This is a genomic window from Methylobacterium planeticum (assembly GCF_008806345.1).
Taxonomy (GTDB): domain Bacteria; phylum Pseudomonadota; class Alphaproteobacteria; order Rhizobiales; family Beijerinckiaceae; genus Methylobacterium; species Methylobacterium planeticum.
Map to the genome: position 1 here is coordinate 1 of NZ_VZZJ01000002.1, position 24325 is coordinate 24325.

The window sequence follows — 24325 nt, forward strand, 5'->3', positions numbered from 1 at the left end:
CTGGGCCATTGCCCAGACTCGCATGCATCACCCGCCTCGTGAATCCTCTGACAGCGTCGCTGCACTAGGGGCGCTATCGCTTCGGCATGCGCCTGATCTCGCCGACATTCTCCGGCGACAGGTCGGTGTAGAGCCGTCGACCGTACCGGTCTGACGGCTCCTTACGGGGAGTAGCTTGCCGCTGGATGCCACCCGTCGTGCTTGGGGCGGTGCTGCCTGCCGTCCTTCGGTTGGCGGCAAAATCGTCTCGGAGCGTCCTGTGATGCGGAGGGGTGTCACCACAACCTTCACAGATCGAAACGAGCCACGACTGCCACAATCCATTGGTCTTTTCTTGTACCGACTCTGCACGCTCGCGATGTGCTGAAGCGAGTTGAACTGTATCGAGATCCTGGGCCTGTTTCGGCACAGGCGCAGTCTTCAATTCATTAAGACGCGTGGTTTCTCGGGGTGTGTCGACCAGCAGATTTCCCTGTGATTGAGCGAGCGCAGGACTGCCAACACAATTCATGGCCGCTAGAAACAATATCAAGCGCATGATTGGCTCCCATTTTTGGAGAAAACCAATTGCTGTCGATCTAGTTCAATGTGCGGAAGGGGACGATCAAGCTGTTCGGTACGCTCTCGCTGACTGCTTTGGCCTCATCTGTTCATCCATCTTTTGAGATTGTCGGCCCCTCGGGCAGCGCAGAGCATGGCCCGTGCGCCTCGGCGGGGATACCGGGGTGGCAGGCGCCGGCCGCACAATCATTTCTTCGATCGCAGTGCGGCCGGTTGCTCCTTCGTCACGAATGAAGGGAGCACTACCTTGGACGCAATCTGGAACCTTCTGCCCCTGGCTGTGCTGTTGATCGCCTTGGTCTTGTTCGGCCTTCTGGCGACCTCGGGCTGATGTACACAATCTACGCCTGCCACGATAAAGCGTCGCAGCTGATCAAAGATACAGAAGTACACCGTCGTTGATTCCGATCCCGCCTATCGGCGATTGAAAGACTGATCGCGCTCCCGTCTGACTACCCGGCAACTTCTATGCCTCGCGCCCATTGCGATGAGCCCAATGCTGGCGAGGGCAACGAGCGACCCCGGGCATAATTCTGTGCGAATGATACGGGAAAGCCCGCCGCGGCGAACCGGGCGGGCTGAAGGTTGCGTTACCGTTTGCGTCCGGAGTCGTGCCCAACAGCCTGTCTTCGGTCATGATTGAGCGCAACAAAAAGCCCGCGCCGGAGGAGGGCCCGGGCGGGCTAAGTCGCGGCATCTAGGGAAGAGTGTGAGTTGCACGCTCCATGCCAATCACCTCCGCCGATCCGCACCACAGCGGCGATCGCAAGACCGATGATGATGCCGGCGAGGAGCGCCATGGCGATGTGGCCGTTCACCGCGCTTCCCGCTCATGCGACCGATTCTCGACGGCCTGCTCCCGCTCGATCGCGCTGAGCAGTTCCGTCTGCCGCTTCGATTCCTCCCAGAGGATCCGGACGCACTCGGCGATCCGGCCGATATCCTCGGCCTTGCGCCGGGCGAGATCCCGCAGCTCGCGCATCAGGTCGACGACCTCGCGTGGCCCCTGCAGGAACGGCATCGGGACGTCGGCGATGGTGTTGGGGGCCGGCGGCGGCAGCTGCTCGCGGTCGCCGCGCGCCCGGGTCACCATCCAGCCGATCAGCATCGTGGTGCAGCCCCCGACGAACACCTGAAGAAATGGCTGGGTCGCGATCACGTCCTTCAGAAACGTCAGCCAGTCCATCAGCCCGCCGCCCTCTCGAGCCGGTCGCGCGCCTTGCCGATCCGGCTCTTCCTGGAGACGCCGTCCAGCACGGCGATGTAGACCGAGAGGGCTTCGAACCTGGCGAGGGTGCCGAAGACCGCGATGTTGAGGCTCGGGGCGCTCGGGGCCGCGAAGGCGTCGAAGACGAGCGCCATCGTGAACGGCGCCATGATCAGGCCGCCCAAGCCGAGATCGGCGGTCGGCGCCGCCCACGCATACCGGACGGGGTCGTGCCTGGGCTCGTTCGCCTCGATGATGCAGGGCGCCGGGAGGCCGGAAAGCGTTGCCCCGGCGAAGGCGGCCGGGCATGGGGCCTTCTCGCGGATGACGGGTTCGCCCAATGCAGACCTTGTCACCGAAGGCGTGGGCGGTGGCGGTACATGGACAGCAACACGATCGGTTAAGTTCACCTTAAGTGTAACGGCACAGTGCAAACCGCACTAATGGCCGATTTCAGTTGCCGGGAACCCTTAAATCATGGCTTTTGCTCAAATCATGAGCAAATTAATGCCGCGCGTGCGCCAGATCGACTACAAAGAGTTGGTTAGAATTATGTGGATCGATCAGATCGGTGACGACCCTGTCCTTAGGAGAAATCCGACGACGTGTTGCTTGGACGAAGCTATTCGTCGAGCCCTCGCCAAATGGACAGATCGGCCATTCGAACAGGTCTGCCTGATCATCCGGGACCGGGGGCTGAAGCCCATCACGACCTACAAGGCAGTTCGAAAGATATACGATCGCCCCGACTTTCCGAAGTCCTGACACGTAGAAAGGTCCCGCAGCAGCCCGAGCGTTCAGAGGACAACCTATGCCGTGGCCGATGCGTGCATGAGACGCTTTTCAGTTGAGCGATACTCGACGTGACTGCCGGACCGTGCTCAACTTCGAGCAACAAACAAGGGATCGAAACGCCATACCGCGCGGCTGAAAGCGCGACCATCCTTCGTAAGGAGGGTTCAATGGGCGACATCGACTACAACGAGCCGGTCCAGATCCTATGGCACGACGGGACTGACATCGACCCGGGTGCTGAGCTGGCGCCACCGGGCCGACCGATTGATTGCACCTTGGCCAAGGCCATTCACATGATCGTCGAGGACTGGCCGAGGACGCACGGGAAGTTCTTCAGCGTCATGCTTCGCGACGACAAGCCGGCGATCACGACCTACGCTCAGGCTCGAGAGATCTACGAGCGCGACGACTTTCCCGTGCACTGAGAGAAAAGCCTCGCAGCGATACGATCGCTCGGAGTTCTCGCTGTACGCTAGGCAGAATCGGATCAAATCTTTCGCGCCGCCCTCAGACTCCTTCCTGACGAAGCATTCGATATCTGGCGAGCAACTGTCGATCTGGATCACCCCGAGCTTATAGGTGCTCTTGCGCCGGGACCTGCGCGAATCGGCTGGAAGAACGGCATGTTTAGCCACGATCGATGTCCGTTATGTAGCGGCGGCGTCAAACCGGACGCCGAGTTCATCCAACGACCGCCAGATCACATGGCACGATTGCCGCTCATCGCTTGGATCAATCGTGAGCTCGAACCGATCCGGTATGCCGATGACACTACGGACCCGTATCGGTGCGCCGTCAGACGTGACGTTCCTGACGGTGCAATCGAAGGCCGAGGATTGGCTCAGAATTATTTGGGCGGTCCTCAGCAACTGCTTACGTGGTAACGAGCGGCGATCGTTCATCTTGAGAACCAGTCCAGCTTCTGACGAAAGCAATCATCGCCGCCGCCGCTTAATGAGCAATTATCGCGCAGGCATAAATCTTCTGTTGTTCAGGCAGCTCCTTGCGGATCTGCCTCTCAACGCACCCATAGCTCTGCGCGACGCACGTTGGCTGCTCAAGATCAAATGGGCCGCCTGACCTACCTCGACCTCACCGGTACCGACCCGCATCAGGGCTTCGCGATCGAATTCGACCTGCCCAGGTTTCGGCTTGCTGCCGTCTCAGGCCGCGGCCTGCGCTGCACGGAGAACCGCACAGACCGGCTCGACTGCCTTGGCAAACGTGCCGCTACCCGGACCCTCCTCCGCGTCGCCGCTCACCAGCCGCAGCGCGGTGCGCTGCTCGACGCCACGCAGGAGTTCTCGCGCCGGCTCCTCCTCAATCCGGAGCAGGGTTCGGGCGAGATCCATATAGGCGTCTCGCAGGAGACTAAAGGCGACCCGTGCCTCGATGTGATCTGCAATCGGAGTGAGATCAGACATTGCATTGAACTCCATATTCGCGAGCAACCAGGCTTGAAAAACAATCGGGCGAAACAGCGACTGCGAAGAGATAACAAAAGTTATTGTAGAAATGGCACGTTGACGAGTGACGCTGGCCATTCTTGCGACACAAGGGCCGCGCTGACCCCTGCTGAGGCGTGCGAGATGGCGGACGATCTGCGCAGCGCGGCGGATCGGGCCGAGGGGAGCAAAGGACGATGAGCGCTCACAGCTCCACGAAGGCGTTCGCCGCGCCAATCCTGGCGCGATCAGAAATCGGTCTCGCGCTTGCCCGGAATCTCCTCTGCATCCGCACTGTTGCCGGCCAGTCCCACGTCGGCGTCCTCGGCAGTGACGGCAACCGGCTCGTTCGTTGCGGGCTCTTCGGAGTTCGGCTCGCCCGCCCGCCGCTCGCTTTCCACAATATGATCACCGGCCTTCTTCGCGAGCTCGGCGTCGTCGGTGCTCTCAGCTTGATCGGCGGTGTTCGTGGTCTTGTCGGGCATGGCGGTCTTCTGTCGCAGACCAACCTGCAAGTGCTCCTCAAGTTCGGCCGCACCCGCTCTCAGACGGCGTCTCGGTCGCCGAGCAATAGCCGACCCGTAGCGATCGCATGGATCGTCTGGCCGCTCAGGCCATCAGCACGAGCCTGTTCTTCGAGGCGCCGTAGTCGGCCGATGAGAGCGGGAACAGGCTCACTAGCACCGTCCAGAGCCGCCCGGGCCAAGCCAGTGATGAGGCGGCCAAATGCGTCGCCGTCCAGCACAGAAGCGAGTTCTCGCATGCTAATGGCCTCCGAGTCGGCGAGGACCCCATCTGTACAGGCCAGCAAGGGGCTCACAATAACCCTTGCGAATTATCAGAATTTTGCGGCGCTGTTCCGGGAGATTCCGGTCAGCATGGCCACACGGCACGTGTTCTGGCACTCGGACGGCCGACCCTTCGCTAACGTGACGAGGCGGTTCAGCCTGTACGGGCGGCAGCTCGTAGACCAAGTCGAGAAGGCCGGCGGCACGTTTCGGCGCTTCCGCTTCCACGATCTCCGGCACAGATTCGCCGTGGACTACCTGCGCGCCGGTCGCGGCGGAATTATATTCGGTGCAGGTCACCGAGCTTTATTTGACCTTCCTGGCGGCACAGGAAGCTCAGGCGGCGCGTGACGCGGTCGCACAAATACGGCACAGATGTATCGGTCAACTCCTGCCGCAATCGTGTAAAACACGGTCAGGATTACGGAATGGGCCGAAGGCGAGAAGGCGGTTTCTCTGTTTACAACCGCTGCACTACCGCTGCGCTACACCGGCCCTCACATGGCTTGCGGGCAGCCATGGATCGGGCATTCAACCCGGCTCCGCAGGACCGGCGCCGCGGATTGCCGGGGAGTCGTCGGTTGCGTAGCCGGAAAGACATCCTAAGCTGCAGTGACCGGAGCAAGCGATCCACGCGACGGAAGGCAGCCTGCTCATGAAGCAACGCACGCAACTACTGCTGGGCCTGGCGGCCATCGTCATCGCGGCGACCGCCATGGTGTGGGTGGTCCTCGTGCCGGATGAGCCGGAGATTGCCCTGAGTGACACCGCCGCGGCGGCCCTGTTCGCGTCGATCGTTCTGCTCGGGAAGATTCGGCGCGATCATTGGCAGAAGTGACATGTCGATGCCGCGCCGGACGCGCGCCAGTTCGAGGGAAGACGACATGCCGACCGAAGCCGAGGTTGAGCAGCATCCGGACGCGATCGCCGCCCGAGCCCTGCTGGAAGAACGTCTGAAGCGCCTGACCTCGGCTCAGCGCAGCGCGTTCCACGAAGCTGTTCGTCGCTGCTACGCTTCGAAGCCCGCCGATCCTGAAACGTGACGCGGATCACGGACCGAAATCGCCGCGATCACTAGGGGTGCTCTGGCCCGAGCCACCGTGGCCGACAAGCCGTCGGCGAGCACGGAGGCGGTTCGGCATCCACCTTCGTGGCGAGGCGCGCAATGAGGCAGGTGATGCTTGCCGGGCTAGTCCTGCTCGCGCTCATGGCGCCAGGAGCCGCTTGGTCCGGCGAAACCGTGACGGGGCGCGCCGTCATCCTCGACGGCAACACCCTGAACCTCCGCGGAAAGGTCATCGGTCTCCACGGGATCGCGGCGCCGGACCCGAAGCAGGTCTGCCTGGACGCGGCCGGCCAGGCTTACGCCTGCGGGGCGATCGCGGCGCGAGCCCTCGCGGCTCTCATCGGCGACGCCATCGTGGCGTGCGAGCCGCAGCAGACCGATCGCGACGGGCGTACGACCGCGACCTGCCGCAGCGGCAACGAGGATCTCGGCGCGTGGATGGCCGCGCAAGGGTACGCGACCGCGCACCGGGACGTCTCGGGCGCGTATGTGGCGGACGAGAGGCTGGCTTGGGCGAAGCGGCGCGGTCTCTGGAGCGGCGCCTTCGACGATCCTGCCCGCCGCAGACGTGCGCCCTCTCCCGCCACGAACCAGATCGCCGCCGCCGAACCGGTCCAGCGGCCGCACGCTTCGGCCACGGTCGCGTCGCGAAAGCCCTGACCCCGGGGAGGCATCCGGGTGTCAGGCAGCACCCCGCCCAAGAAATACCCGGGCGCCTGACCCTTTTTCCACTTCCGGGGTTGCCCAAAGGGTGGGTCTGCTCAGGAGGCCGGAATGGGGCGTCCCGCGCGCGGCTTTGCGGTCCGGATCGACTTCGGTGGCCAGGAGAGCATCGTGGAAGCCTGCACGGAGCGGGGTCTCTGCCTCCTGGCGGAAGCCTTCTTCCGGGAACTCTACGCGCGCCCGTGCACGGTGACCTACACCATCGAATGTCAGGATGAGGGGGCCGGGCGCCGCATCGCGGCCTATCTCGAGGATGTCTGGCTCGAACTTATCGGCGTGCCGTGACGCCGCGCGGGCCGGCGAGCGGCAGATCCGCGTGCAGCGGGCGTGCCGGCTCCTAGAGCGCACCATACACCATCGGCGGCGGCCAGGGTCGCTGCCCCCCAGATTGTGGCGCTGAGGGCGATCCCAATCGCACGCAGGTCGCCCGGATCTTCTGCCGATATCGCGCCTCCCGCGAAGACGCAGGTGGGCTCTCGCAGAGGCCGCGCCGATCAGGCCCGGGCAAATGCCCCGGATTGCGACGGCCCCTCGACCCCGCCCCCATCGGCCAGGCCGATCAGCAGCAGGCCGACATGGGCTGCATTCACGATCCCGCCCGACAGCGCCATCCGGATCGCTTCATCGCGCGGAACGAGAACCACATCGATGTCCTCCGTCGGTTCCGGGCTTGCCGAGCCCGCGGCCAAGCCCGTCGCGCGCACAAGGTGCAGGCGGTTGGCATAGCGGGCCGGATCGACGCTCAGGGTCGCGAGATGTGTGAGGCTCGTGCCGACATATCCGGTCTCCTCGCGCAACTCGCGTGCGGCAACCGCCAAGAGATCGGTCTCGCCCGGATCCATCACGCCGCCGGGCAATTCGAGGCTGTGTCCCCGGTGACCGTGCCGATACTGCCGCACCAGCACGACGCGCCCGGCCTCATCGAGCGCAACGACATGCACGAAGTCCGGAAACTCCAGCACGTAATAGGGCGCCACGGTGGCGCCCGACGCCGTCGTACAATCGTCGGCCCGTACGCTGATCCAGCGATCGCGCAGCGCGTACAGCGATCGCTGCACCGTCCAGGACCTGTCGCGCATCGTCTCGCTTTCCGTGAACTCCGGGCGGGTCGGGTCGCCGTGCATACTCCTCGGTAGCGCCTGGGCATGCCCGAGGCCATCGGCGGTGCGGATGCCGGGACGGGGATCGTCGTTCGCCGAGACCTCAACGGAACCAGGCCTTACGCGGCCGAGAGCTTCGCAAGCGTCAGCGGGTCCGCCTCGCCATCGAAGTAGAGCGCCAGGGCCCTGTCGAAGATCGGCTCCTCCGGCGCGGCCCGCGCGAACAGCGTCATGGAGGATCGGAACTTCATGTCGTCCGGCGATCCGAACAGGACGCGGGCCGAGCGTCCCCGCACGTCGTTCACGGCACGCGTGCAGGTCAGCAGGCGCTCGCCGAGCAGCGAGTGACGCAGGTAGGCGCGCGCTTCCTCGAGGGAGCCGATCGCGTAGCGCTGCGCCACCGCGCTGTGGCCGAGACCGGCGACCTGCGGGAAGATGAACCACATCCAGTGGCTCGTCTTGCGCCCGTTTCGCAATTCGCCGAGGGCTTGGTCGTAGATTCCACGCTGAGCCTCGACGAACCGCTCGAGGCCACCGGGATCGTCGATCGTCATGATGCGCCTGCCGCGTTCCTGGCCACCGGGCCCCCTTGGTCAGAGTAAGCGCCGCGTCGAGGCGCGCAACCGGATCGTCCTCGGACCGCTCCGATCGGAACCATTCCGACGGGAGCCTGCGTTCTCGCTCGGCAGGTGCCGCGGTGAGCGCCGGAGGTCGTGATGGAGGCAAAGCTCGCAGAGATCGTCAGGCGAGCGGCGTCCCTCGCGCGCCGCCGCGCGATGACCTATCCGGGTTCGATCCGAAGGGACGATCTGCCGTGGGCGGTGCTCGAGGCCTTCGATGCCGACGTGCGCGGGCATGTCGAGCGCGACCGGCGGATCGAGGATGAGCGGGACCGGGTACTGATCGCGGCCGTGACCTTGGCCGAGACGCCACTCGAGGAGGGTCCGGACGAACTCGGAGCGGCGCGCGATCACCTGATCGAGGCCATCGATTATCTGGAACAGGCAGTGCTGCGGTTCGGGCTGGTGAACCGGAAGGCGGCGGCGCTGGGTTATGGCCTTGCCGGCCAATCCCTCACGACGAGGTCCTGAGCGGGGCCGCCGCATCCGGATTGGTGCGGTCGGCCGTCCCCGGAGACGCCGGTCTCAGCGTCCGGGCTGCCACTCGGCATTCCGGGGCAGGTCCCCATCGTCCACGAGCCACGGCACCTCGTGTGAGGTCCAGATGTGCTGTTGCGGCCGCTGGGCGGGATCGTCGTCGAGGGTCGCGACGCGCAGGAGCACATGGGCCTGCGCCGGCCGTTCCGCCATCAGGTGCGTGCCGCACTCGGAGCAGAAGCATCGACCCTTGTCGGGTGAGGAGGGGAAGGTGCGAAGCTTGTCCGCCCCGGCCGTCCAGCGGAAGTGCTCGCGCAGCACCCCGGCCGTCGTCGCGAAGGCACTCGCGTGAGCCTTGCGGCAAGTCACGCAGTGACAATGCACGATGGGCATGTCCAGCTGATCGACCTCGTAGCGGACCGATCCGCAGAGGCAGCTTCCCGTCAATGCCATCGGCACCCTGCTCCATCCCGGATCGTGCGCAATCTCGGATCGCCCGAACCTTGCCAGCCTCTCAAAGCCTTTCGCGCCCTCGATCCTTGGCTTGAAGCAACGCTGCGGCCGAGACAGGCGGCGGCGAAGGACTTCGGGCCTGATACGTTGGCGTCGAACATTTGATCCCAGACTGGCGGAAAATATCTACGGCTGTGAACGCAAGAACGGGACCCTTGCGTCTGCATATTGAATAACTCACAGTTCAGAAATGCACCAGGCAACTCCCGATGGTTCGATTGCCGAGCGCGGGGCGCCGGTTCATCTGACGAGGGGTTGCTTGCGCGGTAATGGGCCGGGCTTGCCTGCGTGCAGGGCTGGCTTGTGGAATTTGACGGTGTTCGAATAGCTTCGAGCCATGCAGTGCCGACAAGAGCACTTCGAGAGGAAACGCCATGAGAGTTGCCGTGAAAGCCGCGATCGCGGCCGCGTTGCTACCTGCTGCCCCGGCTCACGCCTGGGAACCGACGAAGCCGATCGAGATCATCGTTCCCTTTCCGCCGGGCGGATCGTCCGATCAGATGGCCCGGACCATCCAGGGCGCGATCCAGAAGAACAACCTCGTCAAGCAGCCGGTCATCATCGTGAACAAGCCAGCGGCGGCCGGCGGCGAGGCGATGCTCGATATCCAGAAGTCCGCCGGTGACCCGCACAAGCTCATCACCACGTCGAGCGGCATCTACATGACTCCGCTCGCGACCAAGCTTCCGGTGAGCTGGAAGGATTTCACGCCGGTCGCGATGCTGGCCCAGGATGAATTCGTGCTCTGGGTCAACGCCGCGAAGCCCTACACGACCGCCAAGGATTTCCTCGAAGCGGCGAAGACCGCGGCCCCACCCCTCAAGACCGGCGGCAACGGCTCGAAGCGCGAGGATCACCTCATCTCCGTCACCATGGAGCAGACCGCGGGCGTCAAGATCACCTACGTTCCCTACCAGGGCGGCGGCCCCTCCTCGGTTCAGCTCGCGGGTGGGCATATCGATGCCAACATGAACAATCCCGCGGAGGAGATCGCCAATTGGCGCTCCGGCGCCGTGAAGCCGCTCTGCGTCTTCTCGCCGAAGCCGATGGTGTACACCCAGAAGGTGACGGCGGACATGGCATGGTCCGACATCCCACCCTGCCCGTCCCAGGGTCTCAACGTCACCTACCAGATGCTGCGCGGCATGTTCATGCCCGGCAAGGTCACGCCCGAGCAGCAGGCCTATTACGTCGATCTCTTCCGGAAGGTCGCCGAAACCCCGGATTGGAAGGCCTATGTCGAGCGCAACGCCCTGGTGCCCGACTTCCGGTCCGGCCAAGGCTTCGTCGACTTCCTCGTCGAGGATGAGCGCAAGCACAAGGACCTGATGGGCAAGGCCGGCTTCATCGCGACGAACTAGGAACCCGTCCGACGGGCCCGGAGCAGCACCGGGCCCGTCGTCCCCTCGCGCGGAAGACCTGTCATGGCGGATGCTTCTCCCCCGATCTCCGAGCGCGGCGTCTCGCGCCGGCTCGTCGAAACGCTCGTGTCGCTGGCGCTGATGGGCGTCGCGGGGCTTGCCCTGTGGGATTCCTACGGACGCGGCGCGGGCTGGGACAACGGGCCGGAGAACGGCTTCTTCCCGGCTCGGGTCGCCTGGATCCTCGTCATCGCGGCCATCGCCACCCTCGTGAGCGCCTTCCGCCGCGAGGAGAGCGTCTTCGTGACCTTCGGCCAGTTGCGCCTCGTGGCCCAGGTCTTCCTGCCACTCTTCCTCTACGTGCTCGCCATCGCCTTCGTCGGCATCTACGTCGCCTCGGCCCTGTTCATGGCCCTGTTCATGGTGATGCTGGGCTCGTTTCGCTGGTGGCAAACCCTTCTCGCCGTCGTGCTGACGCCGCTGATCATCTTCTGGGTGTTCGAGCTGCAGTTCCGGGTTCCCCTGCCGAAGGGGCCGATCGAGACCCTGCTCGGCTACTGACCACACGACCGGCGGCATTGAGAGACATCGACGATGGACGATCTCAACCAGCTTCTCCTCGGCTTCCAGGTCGCCCTGACGTGGCACAACGTCCTGTTCATGGTGGTGGGCGTGCTGCTCGGCATCGTGGTCGGCGTCCTTCCCGGCCTCGGGGGGCCGAACGGCGTCGCCATCCTGCTGCCGCTCACCTTCGGGATGGACCCGACCTCGGCCATCATCCTCCTGTCCTCGATCTATTGGGGCGCGCTGTTCGGCGGCGCCATCACGTCGATCCTGTTCAACATTCCGGGGGAGGCGTGGTCCGTCGCCACGACCTTCGACGGCTACCCGATGGCGCAGCAGGGACGGGCCGGGGAAGCGCTGACCGCGGCCTTCACGGCCTCCTTCATCGGCGCGCTCTCGGGCGTGATCCTGATCACCTTCGTGGCGCCCCTCGTGGCCAAGTTCGCGCTCCGCTTCGGGCCCGCGGAGTTCTTCGGGGTCTTCTTCCTGACCTTCTGCTCCTTCATCGGCATGGGCCGCGAGAACAAGGCCAAGATCGTGGCCTCCCTCGCCCTCGGCTTCCTGCTCGCGGCGGTCGGCCTCGACACCATCTCGGGCGACCTGCGCCTGACCTTCGGCTCCAGCGAGCTGATGAAGGGCTTCGACTTCCTGGTCGTGGTGATCGGCCTGTTCGGCGTGTCGGAGATTCTGCTGACCATCGAGGAGGGCCTGCACTTCAAGGGCAAGCAGGCCGCGATGGACCTCGCCGTGGTTCTGCGCACCTGGGCCTCCCTCCCGCGCTACTGGGCCACCCTGATCCGCTCCTCGGTGGTCGGCATGTGGATGGGCGTGACGCCGGGCGGGGCGATCGCGGCCTCGTTCATGGGCTACGGACTGGCCAAGCGGTTCTCACGCAGGCCCGAGGCCTTCGGGCGCGGCGAGATCGAGGGCGTGCTCGCCCCCGAGACCGCCGCCCACGCCGCCGGAACCTCGGCCCTGCTGCCGATGCTGGCGCTCGGCATCCCGGGCTCGGCGACGGCAGCCGTCCTGCTCGGGGGCCTGATGATCTGGGGTCTCCAGCCCGGCCCGCTCCTGTTCATCGAGAAGAAGGAATTCGTCTGGGGCCTGATCGCCTCGATGTATCTCGGGAACGTCGCCGGACTGCTGATCGTGCTCGCCACCGTGCCGGTCTTCGCGGCGATCATGCGGATCCCCTTCGCGCTGGTCGCGCCGATCATCCTCGTGGTCTGCGCCATCGGCGCCTACACGGTGGAATCCTCGCGCTTCGACATCTGGCTGATGCTGGCCTTCGGCATCGTCGGCTACGTGTTCAAGAAGCTCGACTATCCCCTCGCGCCCCTCGTGCTCGCCCTCGTGCTCGGCGACCGCGCCGAGGATGCCTTCCGGCAGGCGCTCCTCGGATCGGGCGGGAACCTCTCGGTCTTCTTCTCGAACGGCCTGGTCTCGACGCTGATGATCCTGGCGCTGCTGCTGCTGTTCTGGGGGCCGTTGGGCGAGATTCGCAAGCTGATCTTCCGGAAGTTCGGGCTGACCCCGGCCGTGTCCACCTCGTCCTGAGGCGCACCGCCGTGACCCCGGGGTGATCCGGGGCGAAGTCTCGCGCCCGGGATGCCGGCTTCAGGACCTCCCCATCAGCCGCCGAGGACGTCGGCCTCGGCCTTGCCGACCGCCTCGGCCTGCTGGTGGGCGACCTCCTGGGCGCTCCTGCGCCGGAGCAGGCTGCCGATCGCGATGACGGCGGCGGCGCCCAGAGCCGCCATCGCATACGGGATCCCCTCCTGCACGGCCCGAGGCAGCGCCGCCACGCCGTGCTGGCGCACCAGCGGGTCCGAGGCGATCATCTCGCCCGCCACCCAGCCCAGCAGGCCGCCGCCGAACCAGATCAGCAGCGGGACGCGGTCGATCAGGCGCGTGATCAGGCTCGCGCCCACGACCAGCAGTGGCACCGACAGGGCCAGCCCGACGATGAACAGCGCGTCGTGGCCCTTGGCCGCCCCCGCCACCGCCACGACGTTGTCGAAGCTCATCACCGCATCGGCCACCACGATGGTCCAGACCGCCTTCCACAGGCTGGTGTGCTGGCGGATCTCGCCCTCGGCCTCGTCCTCGCCGCAGACCAGCTTGACCGCGATGTGCAGGAGGATGAGCCCGCCCACGACCTTGAGCAGGGGGACGGCGAGGAGGTGGGAGATCAGGATCGCGAAGAGGATGCGCAGCAGCGCCGCCGCCAGCGCACCGACGAAGATGCCGATGCGGCGCTGGCGCTCGGGCAGCCCCCGGCAGGCCAGCGCGATCACCACCGCGTTGTCGCCCGACAGGATGATGTCGATCCAGACGATCTGAAGCAGAGACAGCAGAAACGACGAGGTCAGGTACTGATCCAAGATTGGCTTCCTTGCGGGACGCGGATCGGAATGGCGTGAGGGGAGGTCCGATCCGCGCAAGCCGTCTCGCGCGTCGGATCGTCCGGAGGGCCGGCGCCTTCTAGCCCGGGACGCGCTCCGAACCGAGTGGGTACGCGTCTCGGCCGATCCGTCGGCCCGTGTCGCGGTCCGCGATCTTCGAAATGACCGTCGCTTGGCGGAGGGCGTTCTCGTCCGCGATGCGTCAGTGATCAACGACACGCACTGAAACAGCAACCGCGCAGAAGAACATTGAGGACGAAGACAGTTCTTCAGACAATCACATCAAAACAAAGCGCTCTCCTTGTATCGAGTGACAGCAAACCTCTCGGAACCATTGGCACGACTCGTGAACGCAATCGCGCTTAACGGCCCGTTCATGGCTAGCGCGGCACGATCGGGCAGGGGAACCGGGTCGGCAGGCTGAGCGCGCGGGGATTCCTGGCGCTGGTCCGGTTCTGGTAGGAACGTCACCGTGGTCATTCGCATACCCGTGCTCTCGTCATTCCGCGCGGAGACCGCCCCGCTCGATCACGATTTGAACGATGTCGGCAGCGGAACGCCCGCGACGCGTGCCGCTCGCCGTTCGGTGAGCGCTCCACGCGTGCCGTCCACGCCCATGACCGGGCGGGGAGGCGGCAGGTGACGCGGCCCGTGCGCGCCGAACTGATGCGGAACCCCGTCGGCGGGACCGGAGCGTCACATCCGTGGGATACCGGCCCCTGGCGCGATATCCTGTTCCTCGGGACCTTCCTGCTGCTCTGGATCGGCGTCGAGCCCTTCACGAATCTCGGGAGCGGCGACGTCCTCGATCCGATCGGAGGCGGCCTGCTCAATCAGATCTCCACGCTGCTGCTGACGGCCGTGCTCGCCATCTTCGTGGCGCAGACCGGCACCTGGCCGGTTCTGCGTGCGGCCGCCAGTCCGCTCCTGTGCGCTACGCTCGCGTGGTTTGCGCTCTCGGCCGCCTTCTCGGTCAATGCGGAGCTCGCCGGGCGCCGGCTGATCCTCGCGGCCCTGACGATTTTCCAGGCCTGCGCCTTCCTGACGATCCCGCGGGACCTGCGCGACTTCGCGCGTCTCATCACGATCGGTGCCCTGATCGTCGTGGTGATCTGCTTTCTCGGCGTCGCGTTCCTGCCGCATCTCTCGATCCATCAGGCCAGCGACCTGCGCGAGCCTGAGCTCGCCGGCGACTGGCGCGGGGCCTTCGCCCATAAGAACGGCGCCGGCGCGGAGATGGTGATGTTCATCGCCTTCGGTCTGTTCGCCGCACGCCTGTGGAACCCGGTTGCCGGATGGAGTCTCGTCGGCTTGGCCGGGATCTTCCTGTATTTCAGCCATTCGAAGTCACCGCTCGGCCTGCTGCCGCCGGTGCTGGTGCTGCCGCTTCTCGCGGTGCGCATGCCCTTCCTCTGGGCGCGCTTCCTCCTCTTGCTGTCCCTGCCGCTGCTCTTGTGCCTCGTCACCATCGGGTCCGTCGCGATCCCGGGCGTTCGCGAAGCCCTCGATACGGTCATGTCCGATGGGTCCTTCACCGGCCGCGACGTGATCTGGCGCTTCGCGATCGACAACGCCACCGCGCGCCCCTTCGTGGGACACGGCTTCCAGGCGTTCTGGGGAACCAGCGATCTCGTGCAGAACTGGACGCCGTTCGAGTCCTGGGGCATGCGGGCCTCGGACGCCCACAACGGCTTCCTGAACCTCAGCGTCATGACGGGCTATGTCGGCATGGCGCTGGCCACGGCCTGGATCGTCGGTCAGCCGATCGTCGACCAGATCCGCACGCGGGTCGCCGACCCGAACCTCACGCTCCTGTTCCTGCGGATCTGGTTCTTCGGCTTGTGCCTGTCCTCCTTCGAGTCGGTCCTGTTCGCGGGTGGCAGCACGCTCTGGTTCATGATGATCGCCACGATCATCGGGTTCCGCCTGCAGGCGAGCAAGCGGCTGATCCGCTGACCGGGGCGGTCAGGCCCGGGGCAGCATCCGGTCGCTGATGATGCGGCGCTGAATCTCGCTCGTCCCCTCGAAGATCGTCGTCAGTCGGGCGTCCCGCCAATAGCGCTCGACGCGGCGCTCCGTCGTGTAGCCGTTGCCGCCGTGGAGCTGCATCGCCTGGTTCGTCACGCGCACGGCCATCTCGGTCGCCAGGAGCTTGACCATGGCGGACTCGCTCTCGGCCGGCTCGCCCTGATCGAGCAGGTGCGCGACCTGCTGCCAGAAGGCGCGGGCCTGGGCCACCTCGGCCGCCATGTCGGCCAAGGCGAAGCGGAGCGCCTGGAACGCCCCGATGGGATGGCCGAATTGCTCGCGCTCCTGCAGGTAGGCCTGGCAATCCTCGACGGCCGCCCGCGCGACGCCGACGGCGCGCGCGGCGGTGTGCACCCGCGCGATGTTGAGGCCGCGCTGCACGGCGGCGAAGCCGCCCGAATCCGCATCCGCCCCGACGTCGCCGTAGAGCCCGGTGAGGCGGTCGCTCTCCGGCACCCGGACCCCGTCGAGCTCGAGCTGCCAGGTCAGGAAGCCGTGATAGCCGATCTTGTCGATGACCTGCCCGGTCATGCCCGGCGGAAACGTGCCGGGCTCCTTGACGACCAGGAAGGGTTCGAGCCCGGCCGAGCGGGGCTCGCCGGGCTCAGGCTCGCGGGTGCGCGCCAGGACCTCGATGAAATCCGCCGCGAGGGCGAAGCCGGCCCATCGCTTGGTGCCGGTCAGCACCCACGCGTCGCCGTCCCGCACCGCCCGGGTCTGGACGCCGGCCAGATCCGAGCCGGCGGTCGGCTCCGACAGGGCGATGCCTCCGATCCAGCGGCCTTGCGCGGAATTCCGCAGCAGAGCGGCCCGGCGCCCGTCGTCGAGCGTCTGCGTGCCGAGGCCCTGTCCCCGCGCCAGGATGCTCCCGACCGAGAGCCAGGCGCGGGCCAACTCCTCCGAGACGAGGCAGTACTCGAACACGCCGAGACCCAGGCCACCATGCTCGGTGGGAATCGTGATGCCGAACCATCCCTTCGCGGCCATCGCGTCGATCAGGCTGCGGGGCATCTCGGCCTTCTGCGGGTCGCACTCGTCCGCGACCGGCATGACGACGTCGCGCGCGAAGGCGCGAGCCTCCGCCTGCAGCGCGGCACGGGCCTCGCTGTGCCAGGGCGACAGCAATTCAGGCGGCCGGGGAGCCACGGGGTTCGGCATGCATCCTCCCGAGCGGTTCTTGTTCTCTGCACCGGCCCGCCCGCCGGTGTGGCCTTGGCCGTCCTAGCACGCTTCAATGCTGCGCGAAGCCGGCCGCCATGTTGATCGCGAGGGCGAGGACGCTCGTGTTGAAGAAGTAGGCGTAGATCGTCTGCACCGTGGCGATGCGGCGCATCGTCTTCGAGGTGATGTCGGTGTCCGAGGTCTGCGAGGTCGCCCCGATCGTGACGGAGAAGTAGAGGAAGTCCCAGAAATCGGGATCGTCGTCGCCGTTGAAGTCGAGGCCGCCGCGGCCCTGCCCCGCGCCCGCCTCGCCGTAGTAGAGATGCGCGTAGTGGATCGCGAAGACGGTCTGCACGAAGGCCCAGGCGCAGATCATCGTCGCGGAGGCGAGCGCCAGATGGGCGAATTGGTAGCCGTCCTTCTCGCGCTCGCCGAAGACCAGCATGGCGACGGCACCGAAGCTCGCCGCCGTCGACAGGATCGCGAAGAGCGAGACCGCGAGCGCGCTGTCGTCGAGCCGGGAGGCCTCGTCGCGCAGGGCGTCGCGGGGCTGGCGCGCGGCCCGCGTCACCACGAGGGCGATGTAGGCCACGACGCCGACGCACCAGCCGAGGAGCAGGCGGCTCCAGAGCGAGGCGACCGGCAGGGCGAGCGTGAGGAGGATCGCCAGGACGATGCAGCCGAGGAGACGCGGGCGCAGCCAGAAGGCGCGAAGCGGGTTGGTCATGGGGGAGGCTCGTCTCTCGGGCTGGCTCAGAACTCGACGCCGAGCTTCACCCGGACGGCGTGGCGCTCGAAATGGTTGAGGTCGAAGGCGCGGCCCGCATCCTCCGGGTCGCGGTTGCGTCCGGCGACCTGCGTCGAATAAGCGAGCGTCAGGAAGGCCTTATCGGAGAAGCGCTGGTACAACGCCGGCCCGACGAAGACCGCCTGGCCCTCGAAGCGGTTCAGAAAGGCGCCGTCATAGGCGCGCAGGTAGCGCACCTCCGGGCCGATGAACGTGTCCTGTCCGACGCGCGTCATGACGGCGTTCGACCAGAGCAGCGTCGAGGACCGGTCCCCCTCCCGCGAGCCGCGCAGGCGGGCGACGGTCGGCTCGAAGCTGAGGTTGCTGCCGAGCCAGACCCGGTCCGGCACGAGGCGCAGGTCGAGCTGGATCAGGCTTTCCATGTCGAAGATGTCCGCGCCCTGCCCCTCGACCGGGAGCACGCGGGCGAAACGCGGCCTGAATTCGACTGCAAGTCCAAGGGGTTGGTTATTCGAGGCCTTGACGAACTGGTACTTCACCTCGAGGGAGACGCCGTCGAAGGCGACGTTCGACTTGTCGTTGAGGTCGGTGATGTTGCGCACGCGGCGGAGGTCGCCGAACAATCCGAGCTCGATGCTGAGGGTGTCGAGGGGATCGAACTGGTAGCTCAGCTTCGTGTTGGCGACGGCGTAGCCGGAGGGCCCGGATTCGGCCCGGCGCTTGCTGAAGCGGATCACGGTGTCGGACAGGATTTCCTGCTCGCCCTTCTTGCCCGTGTCCGAGCCCTCGGTGAAGCCGAACAGGTTCTCGGTGTCGACCTCGTCGGCCTTGTCCTTGGAAGACTTGGGTTTTTCACGCTCGGACGCGTCCTGGCCCGCGGCCGGCGGGCCGGCGAGCGCCGGCGGCGAGGCCAGCAGCCCGAGGGCCAGCAGGGCCGATCCGGCGCGTCGACACGATCTCATCCCGGCCCCCGCCCTGGCCCCGCCGCTGCGCAGGGCCCCCCGTCCACGCCGCCCACGATCTGGCATGCCATGCGCCGCCCTGGCTGCGGCGGGGCCGCCACAGATGGAAGAAATCATGAACGATCGGCAGCATTCGGAACGGATTCGCGGATGAACGCACCCACGCCGCGCGTACGGGCCTGAAAGGCCGCGCGTGCGGGCCTGGGATGCCGCGCGTGCGGGCCCGGATTCAGGCCCCCGGAGGCGCGGCGGGAGGTCCCGCGTCCGGGGCCGCCAGCACGGCGGCGTGGAAGCGCGCGCCGATGCGCCGGTAGGCCGCGAGGTTCGGATGCAGCCCGTCCGGCAGGCTGCGCGCCTCCGATGGCCCGAGCAGGTCGAGGCCGGACAGCGCCGCGATCCGCCGGTCGCCGATCGCGACCCGGTCGGCCACCACGCCGGCGAGGATCGCGCGCATGCGCTGGAGCGACAGGCCGCCGGCCTCGCCGCACGCCTCGCGGGAGGGCGAGAAGATCGGCGAGACCACGGTGACCGGCGTGTCGGGGTGCCCCTCGCGGATGATCGCCAGCATGGCGTGGGCCGCGTCCGCGAAGGTCCGCTCCTTCAGGAGCCCCTCCCCCCAGACGTTGATGCCGAGTTCGAGGACGATGCGGTCGGCGGGGCGGTCGCGCACGATCCGGGCGGCGAGCCCGCTCATCAGGCAGGAGCCTGCCCAGCCGAGATTGACCGCCTGCGCGCCCGCGAGGCCCGCCGCCACCGAGGGCCAGGAGCCGGAGCCGCTCTCGACCTCGACCCCGTGGGTGATGGAGCTGCCGTGGAAGACGATGACCGGGCGCGGGTCGGGCCAGGGTTCGAGCCGGGCCCCGTCCGCGATCGCGATCCGCCTGAGCGCGACCGTCGCCCCTTGCGGGAACCACAGCTCGATCCGCCGCGTCCCCGGGGACCAGCCGCCGAGGTCGAGCTCGGCCTCCGGATCGCCGATCAGCGGACCCTCCGGCGCCCGCTGCGCCCCGCCGCGGGCGACGAAGCGGCCGGCGGGCTGCCCGTCGACGAACAGCTCGTAGCGGGCGGGCCACTGGCCGGGCCGGATCAGGTAGGCCTGGTGCTGGGTCGTGGAGAGGCGCAGCCACGGGCTGTCGGTGACCAGCCGCAGGCGGATGCCCGCCGTCATGGCGGCCATCCAGCGGGTGAAGGGATCGTGGAGGCGCCGCTCCCCGGCGGGCAGGCGCACCGGCTGGACGCCGTCCGCCCGGCGGATCAGCCCGACATGGCCGTGGAGCAGGGAGCCGAGATGCTGCGCGAGGTCGATCTGCATGGGACGGGCTTCGGGGACGGGCTTCGGGGACGGGCTTCGGGGACAGGAGGTTCCGGGAGGCGGGCGCTTCCGGGCCGCGCAAGGTCCGGGACGCGGAGCTTGGGCGAGCCGGATGCATTTGCACAGCCCCGCGGCCTCGTGCATGGCGTGGGCGAGACCCGCTCCGGAGAGGCCCCCGTGACGACGCCCACGCCCCGCCAGCCAGACCACGAGATCGACCCGCTCTTCCTCGAGCGGCGCTCGCCCCGCGCCTTCACGGGCGAGGCGGTGCCGGAGGCGGAGCTGATGCGCATGTTCGAGGCGGCCCGCTGGGCCCCCTCCTCCTACAACTCGCAGCCCTGGCGCTTCGTCTACGCCCTGCGCGGCGACGCGCATTGGGAGACCCTGTTGGGGCTCCTCGTCCCCGGCAACCAGAAATGGGCCAAGGACACCGGCGCCCTCGTCATCCTGGTCTCCAGCAGCCAGATGCGGGTCGGCGAGGCGCTGCAGCCGTCCTGGAGCCATTCCCTCGATGCGGGGGCGGCCTCCCTCGCCTTCCAGCTCCAGGCGATCCGCCAGGGCTGGCACGTCCACGGCATGAGCGGCTTCGACAGGGAGCGGGCCCTCGCTGCCCTGAACGTGCCGGAGGGCTACCGCGCCGAGGCGGCCTACGCGGTCGGCCGCGCCACCCCGCACGCGGCGCTGAGCGAGGAGCAGCGGCTGAAGGAGGCCCCGAACGGGCGGCGCCCCATCACGGATTTCGTCTTCGCCGGGGGCTTCCCGGCCGCGAAGCCCTGATCGGCCCGTGCTCGATCCCGCCCCCGACCACGCGGCGCTCCGGGCCGGCTTCGCCTGGGACCTGCCCGCGCGCTACAACATGGGCGTCGAGATCTGCGACCGGTTCGCGGAACGCGCGCCGGACCGCCCCGCCATCCTGGAGGTGGCGCGGGACGGCGCGTTCGAGCGCGTGACCTTCGGGCAGCTGCGGGACGGCTCGAACCGGCTCGCCGGGGCCCTGCGCGGGCGCGGCATCGGGCCGGGGGACCGGATCGCGGTCCTGCTGCCGCAATCGGCCGCGGTGGTGGTGGCGCACGCGGCCGCCTACAAGCTCGGCGCCGTCGCGGTGCCGCTGGCGGGCCTGTTCGGGCCGGAGGCCCTGGCCTACCGCCTCGCCGATTCCGGCGCCCGGGCCCTCGTCACCGACGCGGCGGGCCTCGCCAAGCTCGCGGGTCTTCGCGAGGGCCTGCCCGCGCTCCGGCTGATCGTCGCCATCGCGGGCGCCGAGGCCTCCGGGCAGGCCGACGTGGTGGCCTTTGCGGACCTCGTGGACGGGATGCCCGCCGCGTTCGAGGCCGCCGACACCACGCCGGACGACCCCGCCCTGATGATCTACACCTCGGGCACGACGGGGCCGGCCAAGGGGGCGCTGCACGGGCACCGGGTGCTGCCCGGCCACCTGCCGGGCTGGCGCATGATGCACGATTTCCCGCCGAAGGGCGGCGACCTGATGTGGACGCCCTCGGACTGGGCCTGGGCCGGCGGCCTCCTCAACGCCCTGATGCCGAGCCTGCATTACGGCATCCCGGTGGTGGCGCGGGCGCATCTGCGCTTCGAGCCCGAGGCGGTGCTGGGGATGATCGCGGACCTGCGCATCACCAACCTGTTCATGCCGCCGACCGCCCTGCGGATGCTGCGGGCGGTCGAGGCCCCGCGCGCGCGCTTCGACCTCTCGGCCCTGCGCAACATCGCCTCGGCCGGCGAGGCGCTCGGGCCCGAGACCTTCGCCTGGGCCGAGCGGGAGCTCGGGCTCACCATCGGGGAGGCCTACGGCCAGACCGAGTGCAACCTCGTCCTGGCCGCCTGCCGGGCGGCGGGCGTCGCCCGGCCGGGCTCCACCGGCAAGCCGGTGCCGGGCCACCGCGTGGCAATCCTGCGGCCGGACGGGAGCGAGACGGACACGGACGAGACCGGCGAGATCTGCGTCGCCCGGCCCGACCCCGTGATGTTCCTGCGCTACTGGAACCAGCCGGAGGCGACGGAGCGGAAGTTCCGCGGCGACTGGATGCTCACGGGCGACCAGGCCCGGCGCGACGCCGAGGGCTACATCCACTTCGTCGGGCGCGAGGACGACCTCATCACCTCGGCGGCCTACCGGATCGGGCCGACCGAGATCGAGGATTGCCTCCTGCGCCATCCGGCGGTGGCGCTCGCGGCGGCGGTCGGCAAGCCCGACCCGCTGCGCACCGAGATCGTCAAGGCCTTCGTGGTGCTGCGGCCGGGGCAGACCCCGTCCGAGGCCCTCGCGGCCGAGATCCAGGCCTTCGTGCGCGAGCGGCTCTCGGCGCACGAATACCCGCGCGAGATCGCCTTCCGGGAGAGCCTGCCCATGACCACGACGGGCAAGATCATCCGGCGGCAATTGCGGGACGAGGGCTGAGCCGGACGCGTGACCCGGCAGGGTAACGGGGAGGGTGACGGGGAGGACGACCGGACGGAGACGCGGCGGCGGCCCCGGCCGACCCGGCCGATGACGCCGTCCACCGGGGTGGCGAGCACGGGCGTCGCGGGCCATGTCCGGGTCCTGCGGCGGGATCCGGGTGTTCCGCGTCGGGACGCTCGGACGATCCCGCCCCCGCTGAACGTCGACGCGACGGTTGTGCGGGGCGTTACGACCAGGCCGTCCCCATCGGCCGGCGCGCCCTCCCCACGGGCGGTCCCGGCCGTCCCGAATTCGGCTCGCCGCCTGCCGGGGCGCCGATCGCGGGCCGGCCGGAGGCGCGGCGTTCCGCCCGGCGGACGCGGCGCCTCCGTAGTCGCATAAAGACATCTTTATGTCTTGATTGCCTCGCGGAGCGCGCCCTGCTATAGCCCTCGCAGACCCGCAACGCGACACGGAGCATCGACCACATGGCTCAGGATTACATCGTCAAGGACATCGGACTCGCCGATTACGGCCGCAAGGAGATCTCGATCGCCGAGAGCGAGATGCCGGGCCTGATGGCCGTGCGCGAGGAATACGCCGCGAGCCAGCCCCTGAAGGGCGCCAAGATCGCCGGCTCGCTGCACATGACGATCCAGACCGCCGTGCTGATCGAGACCCTGAAGAGCCTCGGGGCCGACATCCGCTGGGTGTCCTGCAACATCTACTCGACCCAGGACCACGCCGCCGCCGCGATCGCCGCCGCCGGCATCCCGGTCTTCGCCATCAAGGGCGAGACCCTGGCGGAGTACTGGGACTACACCGCCAAGCTGTTCGACTGGCATGACGGCGGCATGCCGAACATGATCCTCGACGACGGCGGCGACGCCACCATGTTCGTGCATCTGGGCCTGCGCGCCGAGAACGGCGACACCGCCTTCCTGGACAAGCCGGGCTCCGAGGAGGAGGAGATCTTCTTCGCGCTCCTCAAGAAGACGCTGAGCCAGAAGCCGAAGGGCTGGTTCGCCGGCCTCGCCGACGCGATCAAGGGCGTCTCCGAGGAGACCACCACGGGGGTGCACCGCCTCTACATCCTGGCGAAGGAAGGCAAGCTGCTCTTCCCGGCGATCAACGTGAACGACTCGGTCACGAAGTCGAAGTTCGACAACCTCTACGGCTGCCGCGAATCCCTCGTGGACGGCATCCGCCGCGGCACCGACGTGATGATGGCCGGCAAGGTCGCGATGGTCGCGGGCTTCGGCGACGTCGGCAAGGGCTCGGCCTCCTCGCTGCGCCACGCCGGCTGCCGGGTGCTGGTCTCGGAGATCGACCCGATCTGCGCGCTCCAGGCCGCCATGGAGGGCTACGAGGTCGTCACCATGGAGGATGCCGCGCCGCGCGCCGACATCTTCGTGACCGCCACCGGCAACAAGGACATCATCACCCTCGACCACATGCGGGCGATGAAGGACCGGGCCATCGTCTGCAACATCGGCCACTTCGACAACGAGATCCAGGTCGCGGGCCTCAAGAACCTGAAGTGGACGAACATCAAGCCGCAGGTCGACGAGATCACCTTCGCGGACGGCCACCGCATCATCCTCCTGTCGGAGGGGCGCCTGGTGAACCTCGGCAACGCCACCGGCCACCCGTCCTTCGTGATGTCGGCCTCGTTCACCAACCAGACGCTGGCCCAGATCGAGCTCTGGACCAACCCGGGCAAGTACGAGCGCCAGGTCTACACCCTGCCCAAGACCCTCGACGAGAAGGTCGCGGCCCTGCACCTCGACAAGATCGGCGCCAAGCTCTCGAAGCTGCGCCCCGACCAGGCCTCCTATATCGGCGTCTCCGAGGCGGGCCCGTTCAAGCCCGACCACTACCGCTACTGAGTCCGGGGCGGGCCCTGCGCCCGCTGGCGTACGGATTTCGCGCGTTTCGTGGAAGCCCGGCCCGGTGCCGGGCTTTCTCGCGTTCCGGGGCCCCGCCGGGCCGGGCCCGCCCCCGTCCGGGCCGGGCCCGTGATTCGCTCAAAAACGCCGAACCCGGCCTGTGCGATAGGCCCGGCGGCGCGCGCCCCCCCGCGACGCAGGG

27 protein-coding genes are annotated in these 24325 nt (G+C 67.7%); 16 read left to right on the forward strand and 11 right to left on the reverse strand.

The features are described from left to right. Positions 1-1375 precede the first annotated feature (1375 nt). A complete protein-coding gene (locus tag F6X51_RS01905) occupies positions 1376-1747 on the reverse strand; it encodes a hypothetical protein (RefSeq protein ID WP_150961476.1) in 372 nt (123 codons plus the stop codon). Beyond that, positions 1747-2109 (reverse strand): hypothetical protein, encoded by a 363-nt coding sequence (locus tag F6X51_RS28455; protein WP_246696569.1) that lies wholly within the window; start codon positions 2107-2109, stop codon positions 1747-1749. Before F6X51_RS28455 ends, F6X51_RS01905 begins: the two co-directional genes overlap by 1 nt. 136 nt (positions 2110-2245) lie before the next feature. Here F6X51_RS28455 and F6X51_RS01915 point away from each other — a divergent pair, with 136 nt between their 5' ends. The 4 genes from F6X51_RS01915 (at position 2246) to F6X51_RS01930 (ending at position 4209) form a co-directional block, all read left to right on the forward strand. After that, positions 2246-2533, forward strand: coding sequence for a hypothetical protein (locus tag F6X51_RS01915; protein WP_150961478.1), 288 nt, complete (start codon positions 2246-2248; stop codon positions 2531-2533). A 197-nt stretch (positions 2534-2730) separates the two neighbouring features. Then, complete coding sequence (locus F6X51_RS01920) at positions 2731-2988, forward strand: hypothetical protein (protein WP_150961480.1); 258 nt, start codon at positions 2731-2733, stop codon at positions 2986-2988. Between the two features lie 376 nt (positions 2989-3364). Further along, on the forward strand, positions 3365-3643 hold the full coding sequence (locus F6X51_RS01925; protein ID WP_150961482.1) for a hypothetical protein: 279 nt from the start codon (positions 3365-3367) through the stop codon (positions 3641-3643). Further along, positions 3631-4209, forward strand: a complete 579-nt coding sequence (locus tag F6X51_RS01930) for a hypothetical protein (RefSeq protein ID WP_150961484.1) — start codon at positions 3631-3633, stop codon at positions 4207-4209. Before F6X51_RS01925 ends, F6X51_RS01930 begins: the two co-directional genes overlap by 13 nt. Positions 4210-4256: 47 nt before the next feature. On the opposite strand, the gene F6X51_RS01935 is transcribed toward F6X51_RS01930, so the two are convergent. After that, positions 4257-4493 (reverse strand): hypothetical protein, encoded by a 237-nt coding sequence (locus F6X51_RS01935; protein ID WP_150961486.1) that lies wholly within the window; start codon positions 4491-4493, stop codon positions 4257-4259. Between the two features lie 958 nt (positions 4494-5451). Here F6X51_RS01935 and F6X51_RS01940 point away from each other — a divergent pair. The 4 genes from F6X51_RS01940 (at position 5452) to F6X51_RS01950 (ending at position 6870) form a co-directional block, all read left to right on the forward strand. Beyond that, positions 5452-5634 carry a hypothetical protein gene (locus tag F6X51_RS01940; RefSeq protein ID WP_150961487.1) on the forward strand — a complete coding sequence of 61 codons (183 nt, stop codon included), beginning with the start codon at positions 5452-5454 and terminating at the stop codon, positions 5632-5634. 46 nt (positions 5635-5680) lie between these two features. Beyond that, positions 5681-5839, forward strand: coding sequence for a hypothetical protein (locus F6X51_RS27660; RefSeq protein WP_191969983.1), 159 nt, complete (start codon positions 5681-5683; stop codon positions 5837-5839). Positions 5840-5961: 122 nt separating this feature from the next. Next, positions 5962-6522 carry a thermonuclease family protein gene (locus tag F6X51_RS01945; RefSeq protein ID WP_150961489.1) on the forward strand — a complete coding sequence of 187 codons (561 nt, stop codon included), beginning with the start codon at positions 5962-5964 and terminating at the stop codon, positions 6520-6522. A gap of 114 nt (positions 6523-6636) precedes the next feature. After that, the gene (locus F6X51_RS01950; RefSeq protein ID WP_150961491.1) at positions 6637-6870 is read left to right on the forward strand and encodes a hypothetical protein; all 234 of its coding nucleotides are present in this window, start codon (positions 6637-6639) and stop codon (positions 6868-6870) included. A gap of 209 nt (positions 6871-7079) precedes the next feature. Here F6X51_RS01950 and F6X51_RS01955 read toward each other — a convergent pair whose 3' ends face one another. Next, positions 7080-7709 carry an NUDIX hydrolase gene (locus F6X51_RS01955; protein ID WP_246696570.1) on the reverse strand — a complete coding sequence of 210 codons (630 nt, stop codon included), beginning with the start codon at positions 7707-7709 and terminating at the stop codon, positions 7080-7082. Between the two features lie 95 nt (positions 7710-7804). After that, positions 7805-8239: a DUF1810 domain-containing protein gene (locus F6X51_RS01960; protein WP_191969984.1), complete on the reverse strand. Its 435-nt coding sequence runs from the start codon at positions 8237-8239 to the stop codon at positions 7805-7807. 162 nt (positions 8240-8401) lie between these two features. On the opposite strand from F6X51_RS01960, the gene F6X51_RS01965 reads away from it, so the two are divergent. Then, positions 8402-8776 carry a hypothetical protein gene (locus F6X51_RS01965; protein WP_150961493.1) on the forward strand — a complete coding sequence of 125 codons (375 nt, stop codon included), beginning with the start codon at positions 8402-8404 and terminating at the stop codon, positions 8774-8776. Positions 8777-8830: 54 nt separating this feature from the next. On the opposite strand, the gene F6X51_RS01970 is transcribed toward F6X51_RS01965, so the two are convergent. Continuing rightward, a complete protein-coding gene (locus tag F6X51_RS01970) occupies positions 8831-9235 on the reverse strand; it encodes a GFA family protein (protein WP_150961495.1) in 405 nt (134 codons plus the stop codon). 434 nt (positions 9236-9669) lie between these two features. On the opposite strand from F6X51_RS01970, the gene F6X51_RS01975 reads away from it, so the two are divergent. The 3 genes from F6X51_RS01975 (at position 9670) to F6X51_RS01985 (ending at position 12777) form a co-directional block, all read left to right on the forward strand. After that, positions 9670-10656 carry a Bug family tripartite tricarboxylate transporter substrate binding protein gene (locus F6X51_RS01975; RefSeq protein WP_150961497.1) on the forward strand — a complete coding sequence of 329 codons (987 nt, stop codon included), beginning with the start codon at positions 9670-9672 and terminating at the stop codon, positions 10654-10656. 63 nt (positions 10657-10719) lie between these two features. Beyond that, positions 10720-11217, forward strand: a complete 498-nt coding sequence (locus F6X51_RS01980; RefSeq protein ID WP_150961499.1) for a tripartite tricarboxylate transporter TctB family protein — start codon at positions 10720-10722, stop codon at positions 11215-11217. A gap of 33 nt (positions 11218-11250) precedes the next feature. Then, positions 11251-12777 carry a tripartite tricarboxylate transporter permease gene (locus tag F6X51_RS01985; protein WP_150961501.1) on the forward strand — a complete coding sequence of 509 codons (1527 nt, stop codon included), beginning with the start codon at positions 11251-11253 and terminating at the stop codon, positions 12775-12777. Between the two features lie 74 nt (positions 12778-12851). Here F6X51_RS01985 and F6X51_RS01990 read toward each other — a convergent pair whose 3' ends face one another. After that, positions 12852-13604 (reverse strand): TerC family protein, encoded by a 753-nt coding sequence (locus F6X51_RS01990; RefSeq protein WP_150961502.1) that lies wholly within the window; start codon positions 13602-13604, stop codon positions 12852-12854. A 660-nt stretch (positions 13605-14264) separates the two neighbouring features. Here F6X51_RS01990 and F6X51_RS01995 point away from each other — a divergent pair. Beyond that, positions 14265-15581 (forward strand): O-antigen ligase family protein, encoded by a 1317-nt coding sequence (locus tag F6X51_RS01995; RefSeq protein WP_150961504.1) that lies wholly within the window; start codon positions 14265-14267, stop codon positions 15579-15581. Positions 15582-15590: 9 nt separating this feature from the next. On the opposite strand, the gene F6X51_RS02000 is transcribed toward F6X51_RS01995, so the two are convergent. From F6X51_RS02000 to F6X51_RS02015, 4 genes are all read right to left on the reverse strand, one after another. Continuing rightward, positions 15591-16811 carry an acyl-CoA dehydrogenase family protein gene (locus F6X51_RS02000; RefSeq protein WP_150961506.1) on the reverse strand — a complete coding sequence of 407 codons (1221 nt, stop codon included), beginning with the start codon at positions 16809-16811 and terminating at the stop codon, positions 15591-15593. Between the two features lie 73 nt (positions 16812-16884). Continuing rightward, positions 16885-17541, reverse strand: a complete 657-nt coding sequence (locus F6X51_RS02005) for a DUF1345 domain-containing protein (RefSeq protein ID WP_150961508.1) — start codon at positions 17539-17541, stop codon at positions 16885-16887. A gap of 26 nt (positions 17542-17567) precedes the next feature. After that, positions 17568-18524: a hypothetical protein gene (locus tag F6X51_RS02010; protein WP_150961510.1), complete on the reverse strand. Its 957-nt coding sequence runs from the start codon at positions 18522-18524 to the stop codon at positions 17568-17570. Between the two features lie 229 nt (positions 18525-18753). Further along, positions 18754-19836, reverse strand: coding sequence for a GDSL-type esterase/lipase family protein (locus tag F6X51_RS02015; protein ID WP_191969985.1), 1083 nt, complete (start codon positions 19834-19836; stop codon positions 18754-18756). 177 nt (positions 19837-20013) lie between these two features. On the opposite strand from F6X51_RS02015, the gene F6X51_RS02020 reads away from it, so the two are divergent. The 3 genes from F6X51_RS02020 to ahcY all read left to right on the forward strand — a co-directional run bounded on the left by F6X51_RS02020 (position 20014) and on the right by ahcY (position 24123). After that, positions 20014-20613, forward strand: coding sequence for a nitroreductase family protein (locus tag F6X51_RS02020; protein WP_246696571.1), 600 nt, complete (start codon positions 20014-20016; stop codon positions 20611-20613). Between the two features lie 7 nt (positions 20614-20620). After that, complete coding sequence (locus F6X51_RS02025; protein WP_150961516.1) at positions 20621-22252, forward strand: AMP-binding protein; 1632 nt, start codon at positions 20621-20623, stop codon at positions 22250-22252. 470 nt (positions 22253-22722) lie between these two features. Beyond that, the gene (gene ahcY / locus F6X51_RS02030) at positions 22723-24123 is read left to right on the forward strand and encodes an adenosylhomocysteinase (protein WP_150961518.1); all 1401 of its coding nucleotides are present in this window, start codon (positions 22723-22725) and stop codon (positions 24121-24123) included. The last annotated feature ends 202 nt before the right edge of the window (positions 24124-24325 follow it).

Coding starts and splice junctions, on each gene's coding strand:
- F6X51_RS01915 (WP_150961478.1), top strand. CDS start 2,246: ATGGCTTTTGCTCAAATCATGAGCAAATTAATGCCGCGCGTGCGCCAG.
- F6X51_RS01965 (WP_150961493.1), top strand. CDS start 8,402: ATGGAGGCAAAGCTCGCAGAGATCGTCAGGCGAGCGGCGTCCCTCGCG.
- F6X51_RS01920 (WP_150961480.1), top strand. CDS start 2,731: ATGGGCGACATCGACTACAACGAGCCGGTCCAGATCCTATGGCACGAC.
- F6X51_RS02000 (WP_150961506.1), bottom strand. CDS start 16,811: ATGCCGAACCCCGTGGCTCCCCGGCCGCCTGAATTGCTGTCGCCCTGG.
- F6X51_RS01940 (WP_150961487.1), top strand. CDS start 5,452: ATGAAGCAACGCACGCAACTACTGCTGGGCCTGGCGGCCATCGTCATC.
- F6X51_RS01905 (WP_150961476.1), bottom strand. CDS start 1,747: ATGGACTGGCTGACGTTTCTGAAGGACGTGATCGCGACCCAGCCATTT.
- F6X51_RS01945 (WP_150961489.1), top strand. CDS start 5,962: ATGAGGCAGGTGATGCTTGCCGGGCTAGTCCTGCTCGCGCTCATGGCG.
- F6X51_RS01955 (WP_246696570.1), bottom strand. CDS start 7,709: ATGCACGGCGACCCGACCCGCCCGGAGTTCACGGAAAGCGAGACGATG.
- ahcY (WP_150961518.1), top strand. CDS start 22,723: ATGGCTCAGGATTACATCGTCAAGGACATCGGACTCGCCGATTACGGC.
- F6X51_RS02015 (WP_191969985.1), bottom strand. CDS start 19,836: ATGCAGATCGACCTCGCGCAGCATCTCGGCTCCCTGCTCCACGGCCAT.
- F6X51_RS01985 (WP_150961501.1), top strand. CDS start 11,251: ATGGACGATCTCAACCAGCTTCTCCTCGGCTTCCAGGTCGCCCTGACG.
- F6X51_RS27660 (WP_191969983.1), top strand. CDS start 5,681: ATGCCGACCGAAGCCGAGGTTGAGCAGCATCCGGACGCGATCGCCGCC.
- F6X51_RS01950 (WP_150961491.1), top strand. CDS start 6,637: ATGGGGCGTCCCGCGCGCGGCTTTGCGGTCCGGATCGACTTCGGTGGC.
- F6X51_RS01980 (WP_150961499.1), top strand. CDS start 10,720: ATGGCGGATGCTTCTCCCCCGATCTCCGAGCGCGGCGTCTCGCGCCGG.
- F6X51_RS01935 (WP_150961486.1), bottom strand. CDS start 4,493: ATGCCCGACAAGACCACGAACACCGCCGATCAAGCTGAGAGCACCGAC.
- F6X51_RS02010 (WP_150961510.1), bottom strand. CDS start 18,524: ATGAGATCGTGTCGACGCGCCGGATCGGCCCTGCTGGCCCTCGGGCTG.
- F6X51_RS01975 (WP_150961497.1), top strand. CDS start 9,670: ATGAGAGTTGCCGTGAAAGCCGCGATCGCGGCCGCGTTGCTACCTGCT.
- F6X51_RS01970 (WP_150961495.1), bottom strand. CDS start 9,235: ATGGCATTGACGGGAAGCTGCCTCTGCGGATCGGTCCGCTACGAGGTC.
- F6X51_RS02005 (WP_150961508.1), bottom strand. CDS start 17,541: ATGACCAACCCGCTTCGCGCCTTCTGGCTGCGCCCGCGTCTCCTCGGC.
- F6X51_RS01960 (WP_191969984.1), bottom strand. CDS start 8,239: ATGACGATCGACGATCCCGGTGGCCTCGAGCGGTTCGTCGAGGCTCAG.
- F6X51_RS01930 (WP_150961484.1), top strand. CDS start 3,631: ATGGGCCGCCTGACCTACCTCGACCTCACCGGTACCGACCCGCATCAG.